General features: G+C 46.5%; 13 protein-coding genes. 12 read left to right on the forward strand and 1 reads right to left on the reverse strand.

Features of this window, described 5'->3' with window-relative positions; translation table 11 throughout:
* The first annotated feature begins 23 nt into the window (after positions 1 to 23).
* The 12 genes from glgD (at position 24) to MHH92_RS12595 (ending at position 15991) form a co-directional block, all read left to right on the forward strand.
* Positions 24 to 1127: a glucose-1-phosphate adenylyltransferase subunit GlgD gene (gene glgD, locus MHH92_RS12540; RefSeq protein ID WP_036608765.1), complete on the forward strand. Its 1104-nt coding sequence runs from the start codon at positions 24 to 26 to the stop codon at positions 1125 to 1127.
* 450 nt (positions 1128 to 1577) lie between these two features.
* A complete protein-coding gene (locus MHH92_RS12545; protein ID WP_340904000.1) occupies positions 1578 to 4010 on the forward strand; it encodes a glycogen/starch/alpha-glucan phosphorylase in 2433 nt (810 codons plus the stop codon).
* Positions 4011 to 4274: 264 nt separating this feature from the next.
* Positions 4275 to 5144: an effector binding domain-containing protein gene (locus MHH92_RS12550; protein WP_036608761.1), complete on the forward strand. Its 870-nt coding sequence runs from the start codon at positions 4275 to 4277 to the stop codon at positions 5142 to 5144.
* Between the two features lie 41 nt (positions 5145 to 5185).
* Positions 5186 to 5644, forward strand: coding sequence for a VanZ family protein (locus tag MHH92_RS12555; protein ID WP_339199225.1), 459 nt, complete (start codon positions 5186 to 5188; stop codon positions 5642 to 5644).
* Positions 5645 to 6010: 366 nt separating this feature from the next.
* Complete coding sequence (locus MHH92_RS12560; RefSeq protein ID WP_340904002.1) at positions 6011 to 7702, forward strand: glycoside hydrolase family 13 protein; 1692 nt, start codon at positions 6011 to 6013, stop codon at positions 7700 to 7702.
* A gap of 97 nt (positions 7703 to 7799) precedes the next feature.
* On the forward strand, positions 7800 to 8492 hold the full coding sequence (locus tag MHH92_RS12565; protein WP_017688878.1) for a metal-dependent hydrolase: 693 nt from the start codon (positions 7800 to 7802) through the stop codon (positions 8490 to 8492).
* A gap of 238 nt (positions 8493 to 8730) precedes the next feature.
* Positions 8731 to 10086 carry a C4-dicarboxylate transporter DctA gene (gene dctA / locus MHH92_RS12570; protein ID WP_340904005.1) on the forward strand — a complete coding sequence of 452 codons (1356 nt, stop codon included), beginning with the start codon at positions 8731 to 8733 and terminating at the stop codon, positions 10084 to 10086.
* Between the two features lie 296 nt (positions 10087 to 10382).
* Complete coding sequence (gene treC, locus MHH92_RS12575) at positions 10383 to 12104, forward strand: alpha,alpha-phosphotrehalase (protein ID WP_036608755.1); 1722 nt, start codon at positions 10383 to 10385, stop codon at positions 12102 to 12104.
* A gap of 28 nt (positions 12105 to 12132) precedes the next feature.
* Positions 12133 to 14151, forward strand: coding sequence for a PTS system trehalose-specific EIIBC component (gene treP / locus MHH92_RS12580; protein WP_253507880.1), 2019 nt, complete (start codon positions 12133 to 12135; stop codon positions 14149 to 14151).
* A gap of 223 nt (positions 14152 to 14374) precedes the next feature.
* Entirely contained in the window at positions 14375 to 15223 is an 849-nt protein-coding gene (locus tag MHH92_RS12585; RefSeq protein WP_221824917.1) for a chemotaxis protein, read from the forward strand.
* A gap of 223 nt (positions 15224 to 15446) precedes the next feature.
* Complete coding sequence (locus MHH92_RS12590; protein ID WP_017688873.1) at positions 15447 to 15710, forward strand: YkgJ family cysteine cluster protein; 264 nt, start codon at positions 15447 to 15449, stop codon at positions 15708 to 15710.
* A 77-nt stretch (positions 15711 to 15787) separates the two neighbouring features.
* A complete protein-coding gene (locus MHH92_RS12595; RefSeq protein ID WP_017688872.1) occupies positions 15788 to 15991 on the forward strand; it encodes a hypothetical protein in 204 nt (67 codons plus the stop codon).
* A gap of 86 nt (positions 15992 to 16077) precedes the next feature.
* Here the strand turns inward: MHH92_RS12595 and MHH92_RS12600 are convergent, their stop codons facing one another.
* Entirely contained in the window at positions 16078 to 17193 is a 1116-nt protein-coding gene (locus tag MHH92_RS12600; RefSeq protein ID WP_340904012.1) for an AbrB family transcriptional regulator, read from the reverse strand.
* Positions 17194 to 17253 lie beyond the last annotated feature (60 nt).

Consider the following 17253-nt stretch of genomic DNA (forward strand, 5'->3'; position numbering starts at 1 on the left):
AAGTCAAAAGGACGGTGCATGCGATGAAACAATTGATCGGAGTTATTAACCTTGACCATGAACTTGAAGAATTGAAGGAATTGACGTATTTTCGCTGCGGAGCCGCGGTGCCTTATGCCGGGCGTTACCGTCTAATCGATTTTGTTCTATCCAATATGATGAATGCAGGCATTGAGAGTATTGGTGTATTTGTACGGCGAAAATATCGCTCGTTGATGGACCATCTTGGTGACGGTAAACCTTGGGATTTGGATCGCAAGCATGGTGGCATGTTTATTTTGCCACCAGACTGGAACGATCCAACAGATACATCACAAGGGGATTTGCAGCATTTCCATAACAATTTGGACTTTTTCCACAGAGGGGCAGGACAATATGTTGTGCATGCGGGCAGTCGCCATGTGACCAAAGCAGACCTCCAGGATGTCTACAGGTATCACATCAGTAAAGGAGCGGACGTTACACTGGTCTGCAAAAAAGTAGATCAGCTGCTACCTGAGCATGACGCCTGTGTCAAAGTTGAACATGACGGGGACGGTAACGTGGTGGACATTCACCAAAGCGCTAATCACCCGAATATATATACAGAAATTTTCATTATGGAAAAAGAATTGTTCTTGCGCCAGGTGCAACGCTGCATCGATCATGGCGAGAGCCATTTCTTCCGGGATGTGATTCAAAAAAATCCGGATGGATTGAATATCGCTGCGTATGCATATGATGGCTATCACGCAGTCATCAATTCCATTGACAGTTATTATCGCAACAGTATGGATCTGCTGAACACAGGGCAATATGAACAACTTTTCAAGGAAGATCCGATCCAGACCAAAATTAAATACGAAGCGCCTGCCAAATACCTGGATACCGCCGATGTTAAACATTCACTTCTCGCGAATGGCTGCATTGTTGGTGGAGAGGTGGAGGACAGCATTCTGTTCCGTGGGGTACAGGTGGCCAAGGGTGCCAAAATAAAAGGTTCCATCATCATGCAGAAATGTTACATTGGTGAGGGGACGGTACTTGAGAATGTCATTCTCGATAAAGACGTGAAGCTGACCGGAGGACAGACGCTGATCGGCGACCCGTCGAATCCATACATTTTAGCGAAAAGTACTATTATCTAATGCCCCCACGTAACCGATATCTTCTATAAATATATATAAAATAAAAATCCTGTAGGATGGATTTAAGGTTCATGGACGAACGTTGTTTGGTAAGAGCGTAGGCAGTAAGTGAAGGGGACGAAATCGATTCTGAAGAAGCGTAGCGGTCTCCTAAAAGCTTTCTGCAAGAAAGCTGCTTCGAAAGCATATGCTGTCTTCAAATTTTACCCTTGATTATATAAATTCAACTTAAACATTTACACAAAACGGAGAGGACAGAAATGACCTGAAGAAGCGTAGCGCTCGCCTTTATCCCCGGATTTTCCCATTTTAAAAAGGAATCAAAAAAATCTGGGGATAACAGCGATCGGAAGGTTATTCTGTCATCGAAGTGTCCAGTGTAAATATTCTCTAGTTCAATTTATATGAACCGCCACCATCCTGCAGGATTTCCCCGGGAGGAACCTACTTTTGTTTGACAACAAGGAAACGTTCAAGAGTATATTTACACGGAATCTGGTCAGCAAATTGGGCAAACCGATTGAAGAAGCAACACAGGAAGACGTGTACCATGTACTGGGAAGCATGATTCGTGAATATGCAGGCCAGGATTGGGCAGCGTCGAATCAGGGGTTCAAGCAGCGCCAGGATAAACAGGTCTATTACTTCTCGCTGGAATTCCTGATTGGACGTCTGCTCGGCAACAATCTGTTGAATGTGAATGAATTGGAATTGGTGCGTGACAGTTTAGCTGAGCTGGGCTTCTCCTTGGAGGAGATAGAAGAACAGGAGGCGGATGCAGGACTCGGTAACGGAGGTCTGGGACGACTCGCTGCCTGTTTCCTGGATTCACTCGCATCACTACGATATGCAGGACATGGTTGCGGGATTCGATATAAATACGGGTTGTTTGAGCAAAAAATCATCAATGGTAATCAGGTAGAGCTACCCGACAATTGGCTGGATAAGGGCAATGAATGGGAAGTACGCCGTCCAGACAAAAAGGTGGAAGTACAGTTCTGGGGCCGAGTAGAAGCTCATGAGCAGGATGGAGAATATCAGTTTGTTACAAAAGATGCCGAATCGGTTGTCGCCATTCCCTATGACGTGCCTGTCATCGGTTATGGTCAAACCCATGTGAATACATTGCGTCTATGGAGTGCCGAGCCAAAGCGCGAGACTTCACTCGACACCCCTTCGAACTACTACGGTTATCTGGATTATAGCCGATCGGTTGAATCAATCTCGGAATTCCTGTATCCCGATGATTCCCAGTACGAAGGAAAGCTGCTGCGATTGAAGCAGCAATACTTCATGTGCTCAGCAGGTGTACAGAGCGCCTTGCGTACGTTCAACAAGCTGGAGTTACCGTATGATCGTTTGCCTGATAAAGTGGCCTTCCACATTAATGACACGCATCCAACCTTGGTTATTCCAGAACTGATGCGCATCCTGATTGATGTGAAGGGTTACGGCTGGGATGAAGCATGGGATATCACAACCCGTACTGTATCGTATACCAATCATACAACGCTTAGTGAGGCGCTTGAGAAGTGGCCTGTATCCATGATCAGCAGGCTGCTGCCACGAATCTACATGATCATTGAAGAGATCAACAAACGCTTCTGTGGCATGCTGCTGGACCGGTATCCGGGAGATCAGGATCGCATAGGGCATCTGGCGATTGTTGCAAACGATCAGGTACGGATGGCGCATTTGGCGATTGTAGGCAGTCATAGCGTGAATGGTGTTGCTGCTCTGCACACCGAGATTTTGAAAGAGCGCGAGATGGCTCCGTTCTATGAACTGTATCCAGAGCGTTTCAATAACAAAACGAATGGTATCACCCATCGCCGCTGGTTGATGCATGCCAATCCGAAACTGTCGGATCTCATCACGGATACAATCGGTAACGAATGGATAACAGAGCCGGGCAAGCTGGACCAGTTGGCTGGTTTTGCGGATAATACATCATTCCAGGAGCAGTTCCGTTCAATTAAGCGGGATAACAAAGAGCGGCTTGCTGCGTATATTCTGGATCATACCGGGACAGCAGTGAATCCGGATTCCATCTTTGATGTACAGGTGAAGAGACTACACGGGTACAAACGTCAACTGTTGAACATTCTGCATGTTATGCATCTGTATAACCGGCTTAAGAATGATGCTTCGTTTGATATAGTACCACGTACGTTCATCTTTGGTGCCAAGGCAGCGCCGAGTTATTATTTTGCCAAGAAAATTATCAAGTTGATCAACAACGTGGCTGACACGGTGAATCGGGATGCGGCCGTGAATGACCGCTTGAAGGTATTTTTCCTCGAAAATTATTCCGTCTCTCTTGCAGAGAAGATCATTCCCGCTGCGGATGTTAGTGAACAGATCTCAACCGCAGGTAAGGAAGCTTCCGGTACGGGCAACATGAAATTTATGATGAACGGTGCTTTAACGATTGGCACGATGGATGGAGCCAACGTGGAGATGGCGGAGCAGGTTGGGGAAGAAAATATGTTCATTTATGGTCTGCGTGCAGACGAAGTACTTGAGTATTATCGTTCCGGCAGCTACCGTCCGAATGAGATTGTGCAGCACGATGAACGCATTCGCGAGGTCGTGGAGCAACTGGTGCATCCAGGTGCATTCTGTTATCGTGACGGGGAGTTCTGGGATATTTATGACTCCTTGCTGGCCCATGGTGACGAATACTTTGTATTGCGTGATTTTGCTGCTTATGCCGACGCGCATGCTGCGATTGACCAGGCGTATCGGGATATTCCGGGCTGGACTCGGAAAGCGATATTAAACACGGCACATTCCGGCATATTCTCCAGTGATCGTACCATTAGTGAGTATGCGACAGATATCTGGGGTATTCATCCCGTGTCCGGGAACTGGAAAGGTTAAGCATAGATTGTTAAACAAACAAGTCCCCTTGTTCACAAGAGCTATCTCTGCTGGTAAATCAACCAGCGTAGAGAGCATCTCCTTGAAGAACAAGGGGATTTTGGCATACAGTGTATCATAGTGTCATTCAACTTGAAGATAAGCGAAACTTGCGTATCTTTCGTCATACAAGTTCGCACACAAAATCAAAAAAAAGATCTGGATCTCAGTCATACTACATAAGAAATCGTTTGATATTTTGAATTAGATAGGGGAGCCGTCACTATGGATCATTACACACGAATTCAGCTTGCTATTGAGTATTTGGAACAGCATTTGCAAGATGATTTTAATATCAGAGAGACGTCCGCTGCTGCGAGCTTTTCGGCGTTTCATTTTCAGCGTTTATTTCAGGCGATCACGGGATTCACGGTACTGGAGTACGTGCGCAGACGCAGATTAACGGAAGCTGTAGGGATGCTGCGAGGCACATCGGAAGGCATACTGGACATTGCGATGAGCTTTGGCTATCAATCTCAAGAGGCATTTACCCGTGCATTTTCAGCCTACTTTGGAATGACACCGGCGAAGCTACGTAAGCTGGAAGTGGATCAGTTGCCTCTTCTGAAGATGCAACAGAGCATTGATTTTAACGATTATCGAACTTCGCTTGGTGGAACTTTTCACATGAACACACCCCGTCTGGTCACACGGGAACCGAACTGGATTGTCGGCTATGAATATAAGACCAACCTGAATGACAATCAGCATTATGCTGAAATACCCGGATTTTATCACGATTTTGGCATGGAACAGAAATTCATGGCGATCCAGGAGAGGACACGCCCTGATATGGCTTATGGTGTGGCCTGTCATTTTGAAGAGGATGGAGCATTTTCTTTTATTGTGGGTGAAGAAAGCAGTGGAGCATCGCAGGTACTTGAACCCGGTTTTACTTCGATTGAAATTCCGGGCGGCTTGTATGCAGAGTTCACCGTGGAAGGCTCCGGGCAGGATATTCGGAAAATGATCTATGGCAGCTGGTTGCCGCAGTCGAACTATGAACGGAGGGAAGGACCAGACTTTGAAGTGACGGATGTCTGGAAATCGACCCCTGAACAACTGGACATGAAGATATATATCCCGTTAAAATAGACCTTACCGCTTCGCGGAATTCAAGGTCGGAGGACAGATGAATGAGCGAAAAGTCGTGGCTCCACTCCAAGTGGATGCTGACCATTGTTGCTTGCATGGCAGCGCTCTACATACTGATTATGGGCATTTTACTGTTTGTCAGTGGTCGAACACCAGGCATGTATTATCAATATAATCTCGTACCCTTCGAGACGATTCGTCCACTTCTTATGGAGAGGGAGAGGTACAATACAGATACCTGGGTGAAAAACCTGTTTGGCAATATCGTATTGTTCATTCCGCTGGGTATCTGGATTCCATGGTTGTTTCGGAGGAGTCGTACGTTCCTGACCTTTACATCTACAGTTGTTTTGCTTCTGCTGGGTGTTGAGGTCACACAATTGATTACACGTGTAGGTTCGTTTGATGTGGATGACATTATTCTGAACACGATCGGTGCCTGGATAGGTTACGCTGGATTTAAGTTAGTCTTATATTCACAAAAAAAGACTCGGAATTGAACCGCAGATCGCGGTCCATGACCGGGTCTTTTTGCATAAGATACCTTTCAAATGTTTACAAGGGAATCATTTCGGATAAAACATATTAACGGCTTAATACAGTGAGCAGAAATTATATATATAAAATGAACTAAACATTTACGCGAAACGGAGATGACAGAAATAACCTGAGGAAGCGAAAGCGTTCGCCTAAAAGCTTTCTGAAAGAAAGCTGCATCGGAAGCATAAGCTATCCGCGGATTTTCCCCTTATAAGGGGAATTCATAAAATCTGGGGATAACAGTGATCGGAAGGTTGTTCTGTCATCGGAGTCCAGTGTAAATATTCTTTAGTTCAATTTATATAGTAGACAATGATGAGAGCGAGGTGGGCGATATCGTTTGGTGGAAAGAGAGTGTGGTATACCAGATTTACCCGAGCAGCTTTAAAGATTCGGACGGGGATGGATATGGCGACTTGCAGGGGATCTATGAGAAGCTCGATTATTTGGAGAATTTGGGCGTAGATGTGATCTGGCTTTGTCCCATTTACGATTCACCAGGACATGATAACGGATATGATATCCGGGATTACTACGGTATTTTACGCAAGTATGGCACGATGGAGGATTTTGATCGATTATTGGCAGAGGCACACAAGCGTGGTCTCAAGATTATGATGGACCTGGTACTGAATCATACGTCAGATGAACATGCTTGGTTTGCTGAATCGCGTTCATCAAAGATGAATCCGAAGCGGGATTATTATATTTGGCGTTCAGGCAAAAATGGGCAGGTGCCGAATAATTGGGAGTCCTATTTTGGAGGTTCGGTGTGGAAGCATGATCCCGAGACAAATGAATATTATCTGCATCTGTATTCCGAACAGCAACCGGATCTCAACTGGAACAATGCACAGATGGCAGAAGAGATGTATGAGATGGTGCATTGGTGGCTGGAAAAAGGGGTCGACGGATTCCGTTTCGATGCAGTAGCACATATCGCCAAGGCAGAGGGGCTGCCAAGTGCACACAATCCGGATAATCTGCCGGTGGTTCCAGCGTATCAGCTCTTTTCCAACCTGGAACAGGTACACTCCATCCTGAAGAAACTGAATAACATGATCCTGAAACCCTACGGACCCATGACAGTTGGTGAGACTTCGGGACTTGGGCCTGAGCAGGCCTTGGCTTATGTGGGGACGGATCGTGACGAGCTTAATATGGTATTCCAGTTTGAGCATATGTTCATTGATGCTAAATCCTCCGGAATTGGTAAATGGAACTATAAGGAATGGAAATTGACAGATCTCAAAGAAATCATGAGCCTGTGGCAAACGGTTTTGCATGGTAGAGGCTGGAACGCCAATTATATGGGGAACCATGATCAGCCACGTCCGGTTTCCCGTTTTGGTGATGACGGTAAATATCGGGTGCGTTCTGCTCAGATGCTGGCGACATGGATGCTTACACTCGAAGGGACCCCCTACATCTATCAAGGAGAAGAGATCGGCATGACCAATGTCGCTTTTCCGAATATCGAACAATACCGGGACATCGAGACCAAAAATTATTTCAATCATTACATTGGTCAAGGTAAGTCGAAGCATGAAGTCATGCAGGCGATCTGGCTGAAGAGTCGCGATAATGCCCGCACGCCGATGCAATGGGATGAGACGGAACACGCAGGTTTTACCCAGGGTCAGCCGTGGATTCAGGTGAATGATAATTATCCTGAGATTAATGTGGCTGATGCCGAAAGTGATCCGCAATCCATTTTGCATTATTACCGTAAGTTAATTGCGCTTCGCAAACAACATAAAGTGCTTATCTATGGCGCGTATGAATTGCTGTTGCCGGATGATCCGGATATCTATGCCTATACACGAACGCTGGATGATGAGCAGATGCTGGTCATTCTGAATTTCCGTGGGCATGAGCCTGAGATGCACTGGCCAGAAGGCTGGAATTCCAAGCATGCCAAGCTGATCATCAGCAATGTAAGCAGACGTTATTCTACCGATGAAGGTGCGATTCAGCTTCAGCCGTATGAAGCAAGGGTATATCGTAAGCAGCGGTGACACGGAGGCTAGCGTGATTTTGCGTTGGTGAAGAGGTATGATTTATAATAAATAGTGGTTTCAAAATAATCAAAACATATGTCGGGAGGAATCCAAGTTGTTGAATATTACGTTCCACGGTCACTCCAGTGTACAGCTGGGCACAGAAGAAAAGTCTCTGATCATTGATCCCTTCCTGCGTGGCAACGAGCTTGCCGTCACGAAGCCTGAAGATATTAAGACAGATGTTGTGTTGCTGACACATGCACATATGGATCACATCCTCGATGCTGAACCTATTGCCAAAGCAAATAACGCCAAAGTTGTGGCTATTGTGGAATTGGCTACATATATGTCTTGGAAGGGTCTGGATACACTCGGCATGAACATGGGCGGAACGGTAGATCTTGATTTTGCTCAAGCCAAAATGATTCAGGCGTTCCATACTTCCGGGATTGTGCTCGAAGAAGAACAACGGATCATGTATGCAGGTTTGCCTGCTGGATATATCATTAATATTGGTGGTAAAACAATTTTGCATGCCGGAGACACAAGTCTCTTCGGAGATATGAAAATGATCGGTGATCGTCATGATATTGATGTAGCCTTCTTGCCTATTGGTGGACATTTCACCATGGGACCTGAGGATGCGCTCCAAGCGGCCGAATGGTTTAATGCCAAACTGACGATTCCGGTTCATTATGATACATTCCCGGTAATTCGTCAGGATGCGGAACACTTCGTGCAACAATTGGCTGCAAAAGGGTTGGAAGGCCGTGTGCTCGCCCCCGGAGAATCGATTACCCTGTGATGCACATTTAACCGCTGTTCAATAATAAATGGATTTATGGATAAAGACGAATATCACGTCAAGAAAACTGACGCGATATTCGTCTTTTTTCGGTTCCAGGTTCAATTTTCACCAATAGAGTTGGTACAAATGACAAAAACATTGAAATTCCATTGTTGAACTCCCTTTTAGAATGATATAAAAAGTTACACGGAAACCAAACGGAAATCCGAATTGACCGCAAACAGGGGGAGTGTTCATGTCATTTATGAAATCATTATTTTTTCAAATTATTGTAGCGGTAATCATCGGGATTGGCGTAGGCATTCTGTGGCCGGATCTGGGTAGCTTGCTGCAACCGCTCGGAACAGGTTTCATCAAATTGATCAAGATGATCATCGCACCACTGATTTTCATGGTGATTGTGACAGGTATTGCCAAGATCGGTGATCTGAAGTCGGTAGGTCGCATCGGACTGAAAGCCATCGTGTGGTTCGAGATTGCAACTACAGTGGCGCTGGTACTTGGATTGGGAACAGCCAATCTGCTTCGCCCCGGTGCCGGAATGAACGTGGACCCTTCAACCATAGATGCAAGCGGCATTGAAGCAAAAACCAATGGTTCCGAGTTACCGCATACGGTAGACTTTATCATGAATATTATTCCGACAAGTGTTGTGGATGCCTTTGCACAAAATGCACTTCTGCAAGTATTGCTCGTGGCATGCCTGTTCGGGGTTGCCCTGGCAGCAACAGAGAGTAAGGCAAAAGAGAATGTACTGACGCTGATTGAGAACTTGCTCGGCATTGTGTTTCGTATCATCGGTTATATCATGAAACTCGCGCCGATTGGTGCATTTGGAGCCATGGCCTACACGGTAGGTGCTTATGGGGCTTCCACATTGTCGTCCTTTGGTCTGCTGATTCTGGCCTGTTACGGCGCAGCGCTGCTGTTTTTGGTCATGCTAGCATTGGCTGCCTGGTGGATTACCGGGCTGAATTTCCTGCAATTTGTGAAGTATACCCGTTCTGAAGTGATGCTGGCGATTGGAACCGGGTCATCAGAAGTGGTGATGCCACGCATGATGGACAAACTAACCAAGGCGGGTTGTGATCGTGCGGTTGTGGGTCTTGTGGTGCCGACGGGGTATTCGTTTAATCTGGATGGTGCTTCAATCTATTTATCGTTGGCCACGGTTTTTGTTGCTCAGGCCGTAGGGATTGAACTGACATTGATGCAGCAAATTACGATTTTGCTGGTGTTGATGTTAAGTTCCAAAGGCATGGCAGGAGTACCTGGCTCCGCATTCTTGGCCCTGTCCGCAACGGCAGTGGCTGTCAATGCTTTTCCGGTAGCAGCGGTTGCTCTGCTGCTTGGTGCAGATCGATTCATGGATACGATGCGTGTCTTCACCAACCTGATGGGCAACTGTGTTGCAGCATTTGTGGTGGCAAAATGGGAAGGTCTGCTGGATCAAAAGCGAATGCGTGCCGTACTCTCTGGTGAGATCAGTGCTGCTGAAATGGAAAGGGAAGAGCAAGCTGCACTATCTCTATTGAAGTTGAATATGCAGGAAAAACAAGGGAAAGCCGTTGTTTCACCGGAGATGTCGTAAGAAGCGTTTTTGAAAAATTCAACCAAGTTCAACCCAATTAGACCGTCTGTTGCCCGCACCAATGGTGGGAAGAACAGACGGTTTCTTGTTGTCCCAATACAGATATCATTGGGTTCACGAACGCAGGTTCCAAAATAAATGTTACAGAGGAAAGATTTATGGGGAATGTGTAGAAGAGGCGGAGAATATACATATTATAGTTTCAACTTGTATATACATGTTTACTTATGTAATATAGATATGAAGTTAGCCGAGAACATCACATAAGAGCATTACAATTTATTGGAGGCGTTAACATGAGTTCTAATAACACAACTCCGTCATCTTGGTGGAAGACATCAACGGTGTATCAGGTATATCCGAAGAGTTTTAATGATACAACCGGATCGGGTACTGGAGATATTCGTGGATTAACCGAGAAGCTTGATTATTTGCAGCATCTGGGTATCGATATTGTGTGGTTGCAGCCGGTATATGTATCTCCGCAGCATGATAATGGGTATGACGTAGCGGACTATTATCGGATTAATCCGGATTATGGAACGATGGAGGATTTTGACGAACTGCTGAAAGGTCTGAAGGCTCGTGATATGAAACTGATGATTGATATCGTGGTGAATCACTCCTCGACCGATCATGAGTGGTTCCAGCAATCCCGTTCTTCCAAGGATAATCCGTATCGGGATTATTATATTTGGAAAGATCCTGCTCCGGATGGCGGTGTGCCAAACAACTGGCAATCCAAGTTCGGTGGGCCTGCTTGGCAGTTCGATGAACAGACGGGACAATATTTCCTGACTTTATTTGATAAAACGCAGGCAGATCTCAATTGGGAGAATGAAGAAGTACGCAAAGCTGTACGGGATATGATCAAGTTCTGGGCCGAAAAAGGTGTGGATGGTTTCCGTATGGACGTGATCAACCTGATCTCCAAAGACCAGCGGTTCCCTGATGATGATGGTAGCGTGTCACCGGGTGATGGACGCAAATACTACACGGATGGACCGCGTGTGCATGAGTACATCACCGAGATGTACGATGAAGTATTCGGGCCTTACAACATGGTGACCGTAGGGGAAATGTCCTCCACAACACTGGAACATTGTATCCAATATTCGAACCCGGCTTCCCGGGAGTTTTCGATGACGTTTAACTTCCATCACCTGAAAGTGGATTATCCGAATGGTCAGAAGTGGGAACTGATGCCGTATGATTTCGAAGCGATGAAGCAGCTCTTTAGTGAGTGGCAAACTGGCATGCAGGCCGGTGGAGGTTGGAACGCGCTGTTCCTTAATAACCATGATCAGCCGCGGGCACTATCCCGTTTCGCCGATGATGGTGATTATCGTGCCGAAAGTGCGAAGATGCTTGCAACAACGATACACGGCATGCAAGGTACACCTTATGTCTACCAGGGTGAAGAGATCGGCATGCCGAATCCGGTCTGGAATGACGTTAGCGAGTTCCGTGATATCGAATCAACGAACATGTACCGCCTGCTTCAGGAAGAACGAGGCAAATCCGCTGAAGAAGCTTTCAACATTGTAAAAGAGCGTTCCCGGGACAACTCCCGCACACCGATGCAGTGGAATGGAAGTAAGAACGCCGGATTTACTACTGGAACACCTTGGCTGAAGGTGGATGAGCGGTATCCTTCCATTCACGTGGAACAGCAGCTGGCTGATCCAGATTCGATCTACTACCACTACCGCAAATTGATTGCCCTACGTAAACAGGTTAACGTGCTGATCGACGGTCTGTATGAACGATTGGACGATGCACATCCGGATGTATTCGCGTACGCACGGACCAATGGAAGTGAAACCTTGATTGTTGTATCCAATTTCAGTAAACGAGACGTCACGTTCTCGCTTCCGGAAGCGGTCTGGAATGATCACATTGCAGGCAAATCAGCAGAGTTACTCATAGGAAATACGGAGGCAGCCCCTGCGCTGACGCAGGAAATCTCTCTCAGTCCGTATGCATCCTATATGTGGCTTGTGCCACAACAGGACTAATCACATTTTATAAATAGGAAGTGACACTATGGCAATCGATAAAAAACAGGTTGAGGAGATCGTCCGGGCAGTCGGTGGCAAAGAGAATATTGAAGCTGCTACACACTGTGTTACACGACTCCGGTTTGCCTTGTATGATGAGAGTAAAGTGGATACTGAAAGTCTGGATCAGAATGATCTGGTTAAAGGACAATTCTCTTCCCAAGGACAATTCCAGGTCGTTATTGGGCCTGGTCTGGTAGATAAAGTCTATGATGAGATGATTCAGATTACCGGGGGAGATCGTTCTTCCAAGGATGATGTGAAGGCGGTTGCTGGTAAAAAGCAAAATCCAATCCAGCGAGCGATTAAAACACTCTCGGATATTTTCATTCCGATCTTGCCTGCAATCATTACGGCAGGTCTTTTGCTCGGGATTAACAATATTCTGACAGGCCCAGGCATTTTCTTTGATGGAAAATCACTGGTGGATGTTTATCCAGCCTGGAAGGATCTTGCGTCCATTATTAATACAATCGCAAGTACAGCCTTCACGTTCCTGCCGGCTCTAATTGGTTGGGCAGCTGTAAAAAGGTTCGGCGGCAGTCCGCTGCTCGGGATCGTGCTGGGTCTCATTCTGGTACATCCCGATCTGCTGAGTGCATATGGTTACGCTGATGCTGTGAATAATGGCACGGTGCCAACATGGAATCTGTTCGGTTGGGAGATTGAGAAGATCGGTTATCAAGGGCAGGTTCTGCCAGTACTGGTATCGGCCTATCTGCTTGCGAAGATGGAAATTTTCCTGAATAAAAGGGTACATGATTCGATCAAACTGCTGGTCGTTGCACCAGTTACGTTGCTGATTACCGGATTCCTGGCATTTACGATTATTGGACCGGTTACATTTGCTATTGCAAATGCAATTACATCCGGCTTGATCTATGTATACGATTCATACGCGGCGCTGGGTGGTCTGATCTACGGTGGTCTGTACGCTTTGCTCGTTATCACCGGTATGCATCACACGTTCCTCGCGGTGGATGTTCAGCTCATTGGTAGTCAGGGCGGTACGTTCCTGTGGCCGATGCTGGCATTGTCCAATATCGCACAGGGTTCGGCGGCACTTGCGATGATGCTTGTCCTGCGTGAGAAGAAAATGAGAGGACTTGCGGCAACGTCCTCGGTATCGGCCTTCCTCGGGGTAACTGAGCCGGCGATCTTCGGAGTGAATATCCGTTACCGTTATCCGTTTATCTTTGGTATGGTCGGTTCCGCAATTGGTGGTGTGCTGCTGACGATGAATAATGTTCAGGCAACCTCCATCGGTGTAGGTGGCGTACCGGGATTCCTATCGATTTTCCCTAACAAATGGGGTGTCTTCTTCATCGGCATGGCGATTGTCTTGGTTGTACCGTTTGTACTGACCGTCCTTTTTGGCAGAGCCAAACTGAGAAAAGAAGATCGTAGTGCAAGCAATGAAACCGTTGCTGAGCCTAAAGCGGCTACATCGCAGTCTGCTTCGGGTGTTACCTCTTCAACTGCAAAAACAGATCCAAACCAGCGCACACGTAGTGCAGCTCAAGTAGGAGACGAAGCCGTGAATACACTGGAAATCATGGCGCCTTTAACAGGCCAGGCCGTGTCACTGGAGCAAGTACCAGATCCGGCTTTTGCCGAGAAACAGATGGGTGAAGGTGTAGCGATTGAACCTTCCGGCAACGTTGTTGTTGCTCCGTTCGATGCTCAGGTAGCTCATGTAATCAAAAGTAAACATGCGGTGATTCTTGAACACGCGAGTGGATTACAAGTTCTGATCCATGTCGGGATTAATACAGTATCCCTCAAGGGTGAAGGCTTCAACATGCATGTCGAAGCTGGCGAACATGTAAAAGCTGGACAAAAGCTGTTGGAGTTTGATCGTAAGGTGATTGAAGATGCGGGATACCCACTGATTACACCGATTATCATTCCAGATGGTCAAGATATGGTTGAACGGGTGGAAGTCACGACAGGTGATGTTACATCTAGTCAAAATGGTGTGTTGAAGGTTCATCTGAAAGGTTAATTGAATACAACAACAAGAAGGGGCTGCGTGATGTGCAGCTCCTTTTTGCTGTATGATCGTTATTTTCATGACGATCATGGTAAACTGTATATAAAATGGAAGAATCACATTTTTAAAATAATTGTGGGTGGAAAGGTTCTTCTGACAAGCTTCAGGCATGTTCGAGTTGTGGCGTTCATATGGTGGAGAAAGAGTTCCTAGTCAATCGATGAGGAGGAGAGCCATGACACGTATTGCGGTGATGGTCATTCATGGGCTGGGTATGCGGAAGGATGGGTACGCGGACAAGCTGATTGCTTGTTTGCATAAGGAATTGGACAAGGTAATGGTCTTGCCTGGAGCCTCCAAACAGATGCTGGATATCGAACCTGTATATTGGGCGGATGTATTTGAGGAGCGGGAAGAGGCGCTCTTTCAACAGCTCGTCAGCTCTCCGGGATTGAACTTTCAGGCGTTGCGCCGATTTGTCATCCATTACCTGGCTGATGCGGTTGCTTATCAACCGGTGGAAAATCAAGGCCATAACTATGATGCCGTACATCGAACGTTGAATCAGGCGATGCATACTCTTGCACAGCGTAATGGACCGGAAGCTCCACTCTGTGTGGTTGCCCATAGTTTGGGTGCCGTAATCGCCAGTAACTTCTTCTACGATCTGCAATATCCGTCCAGTCGTGTTCCTGAGGTTGTGGATGTGAACTCGGCTCTGGAGCGGGGCGACACGCTGACCCATTTTTACTCGTTTGGTACAACCCTGCCCTTATGGAGTTTGCGTTACCATGACTTTAGTTGCCCAATTCAGGTGCCCTCTTCCCATGTGAATCAGTATTATGCCGGGCTGGAAGGGGAATGGGTGAACTTCTACGATCGGGATGATATTCTGGGTTATCCGTTACGCCCCATTGATCCTGCTTATGAGAAAGCGGTTAAAGAAGATATTGAAGTGAACTCTGGCGGCGTGGCTATGAGTTGGAATCCGCTAAGTCATGGGGGGTATTTCTCCAATCGAAGTATGAATCGGAGAATTGCTCAGGGGCTGGCTCGAACCTGGACCTGGATAAATCGCTCATAATATAAAAGGTAGTTCAAAAAGTCCGCTTTTGATTACGAAGGATGCCTAATGGCATCATCAGCATCGAATATGGAATTCATCCGAAATGTCCGTTGCTCACGTAGTTTTGCCTACGCTCCGCTACTCCATTTCTAGCTTCATCCCATCTTCTTGGTACTGAAAACCGATCTTTTTGAACACGTATTGTAAGTAATATAAGTATTAAAATTAGGAGGGAATACGTATGGAATGCAGGACAGGCTGTGCCGCATGTTGTATCGCGATTTCCATATCATCACCGATACCGGGCATGGCTCATGGCAAGCCGGCAGGTGTACGTTGTGTGCAGCTTACCGATGATAATCGCTGCGGAATTTTTGGCCAAAAAGATCGTCCTGCGGTATGCAGTGGATTGCAAGCTGAGGAAGAGATGTGTGGTAGCACCGATCAGGAAGCATTTGATATTCTAACCTGGTTGGAGCAAGAAACTGCACCAAAGGTAATATGAGTAGGTTGTTTTAATGAATTGGGATAATTATACTTAATAGGGAAGAAGGTTGATCAGAGAGAGGAGATGCGAATACAATGGGGCTTGTTAAACGTTTTGTATTGGTTGTTGTGAATATGATCGGAGAGTTATGGATGGGGTTTTACCGACGTAACTCGGATTATTATGACCATCAGACTTCGGAGTCCAAAAGTAAGATTGGCTATTATGCATTTATTATTGGGGCAACAGTGGTTACGGTGGGCATTGTAGGCTGGATGTACAACCGAATTTATTCATAAGTAGTCTGTACAAATAAAAGAGAGTATCCGCAGGATGTGGCATCAAATGGATACTCTCTTTGTCATGGGATCAGCTAGGAATATGATCATTGAAGTGAGGGCTTAACTTTCTTTTCTTTCAACATATGTACAAGAATCATCTTCAGTACGGAAGAGACGATGAAAAAGATAAACAGGATGCGGAACAATTGATACCCGGATACAACCGAAAGATCGGCATTCACTTCATGTGCCATGATACTCATCTGATCCATGCCGCCAGGGGCCATACTGAGTAGTGAGGTTGCCGCGGAGAGGGAGAACACATTCATTAACAGATAACTTAATCCAAGCGCACCAGCAATGAGAAGTACACTGCTAATCACGGCTAGGGTCACCGTCTGTGCCTTACGTTGCAACTGTTCCGGCTTGAGCATCAGTCCAACGTGGCTGCCAATCATCAATTGCGATACGTTTAAGAGGGAGACTGGCAGACTGGGCGTGTGCATCGTTGTACTTAATTGAACGACACACATGACGATCATGGGACCCAGCATAAAGGCCGTCGGAAATCGGAGTTTGCGTGCAACCCATGCACCCGCTACACATAGCGGAGCATAGACAAGAATCTCCGGGAAAAGGGAACCCCACGTTGCTACGTCAATGAACGGATGATCCAAACCTCCACCTGCGGTACCTCCAATCCACGGACTGAACAGCAGGAATGGAACACAGAAGACAATCATGATCAGCCGAGTCACCTGCAAAAAGGTAACTAGCGTCAGATTGATAGATTTCATTTCTTCTGCAAGGGACACCATCTGGGACAGTCCTCCTGGAATGCTGCCAACCAGCAGGGAGGGGAAGTCAAAGTCGGTTATCTTTGAAGCGATGTAGGCCGTAATTACACACAATCCGATTAACAGCAGGGTCATCAGAAGCATCATAGGAAGTTGTTGCAAAATGCCGTGCAGTGCCTCTTTTGTTAAGGTGAGTCCAATCGAATAACCTACAATCAGAATGCCATAGTCCCGAATGGAGGCAGGCCACATGAGGGGCCATTTGGCGACTTGGGAGCCAAGCAGCATAAATACCATTGGCCCGAGCAACCACGGGATTGGTGTATGAATGGCTGTGAACAGCAATCCGCCAAGAACAGAGACACCCAGACTAAGAAAAAACCGAAAGACAACGTGGGAACCAAGCTTGCGCATCAGTTCCATCCGTTTAGCCTACCGGTTGAATGAGGTGGTATGAGATTCAGGTATGCATTCAGGTTTAAT

This window comes from Paenibacillus sp. FSL M7-1414 (assembly GCF_038003195.1).
In the GTDB taxonomy this organism is placed as follows: domain Bacteria; phylum Bacillota; class Bacilli; order Paenibacillales; family Paenibacillaceae; genus Paenibacillus; species Paenibacillus amylolyticus.

Bases quoted from the DNA above. Each gene is read 5' to 3' on its own strand.
- glgD (WP_036608765.1), top strand. From the start codon at position 24: ATGAAACAATTGATCGGAGTTATTAACCTTGACCATGAACTTGAAGAA.
- MHH92_RS12550 (WP_036608761.1), top strand. From the start codon at position 4,275: ATGGATCATTACACACGAATTCAGCTTGCTATTGAGTATTTGGAACAG.
- MHH92_RS12555 (WP_339199225.1), top strand. From the start codon at position 5,186: ATGAGCGAAAAGTCGTGGCTCCACTCCAAGTGGATGCTGACCATTGTT.
- dctA (WP_340904005.1), top strand. From the start codon at position 8,731: ATGTCATTTATGAAATCATTATTTTTTCAAATTATTGTAGCGGTAATC.
- treC (WP_036608755.1), top strand. From the start codon at position 10,383: ATGAGTTCTAATAACACAACTCCGTCATCTTGGTGGAAGACATCAACG.
- treP (WP_253507880.1), top strand. From the start codon at position 12,133: ATGGCAATCGATAAAAAACAGGTTGAGGAGATCGTCCGGGCAGTCGGT.
- MHH92_RS12585 (WP_221824917.1), top strand. From the start codon at position 14,375: ATGACACGTATTGCGGTGATGGTCATTCATGGGCTGGGTATGCGGAAG.
- MHH92_RS12590 (WP_017688873.1), top strand. From the start codon at position 15,447: ATGGAATGCAGGACAGGCTGTGCCGCATGTTGTATCGCGATTTCCATA.
- MHH92_RS12595 (WP_017688872.1), top strand. From the start codon at position 15,788: ATGGGGCTTGTTAAACGTTTTGTATTGGTTGTTGTGAATATGATCGGA.
- MHH92_RS12600 (WP_340904012.1), bottom strand. From the start codon at position 17,193: ATGGAACTGATGCGCAAGCTTGGTTCCCACGTTGTCTTTCGGTTTTTT.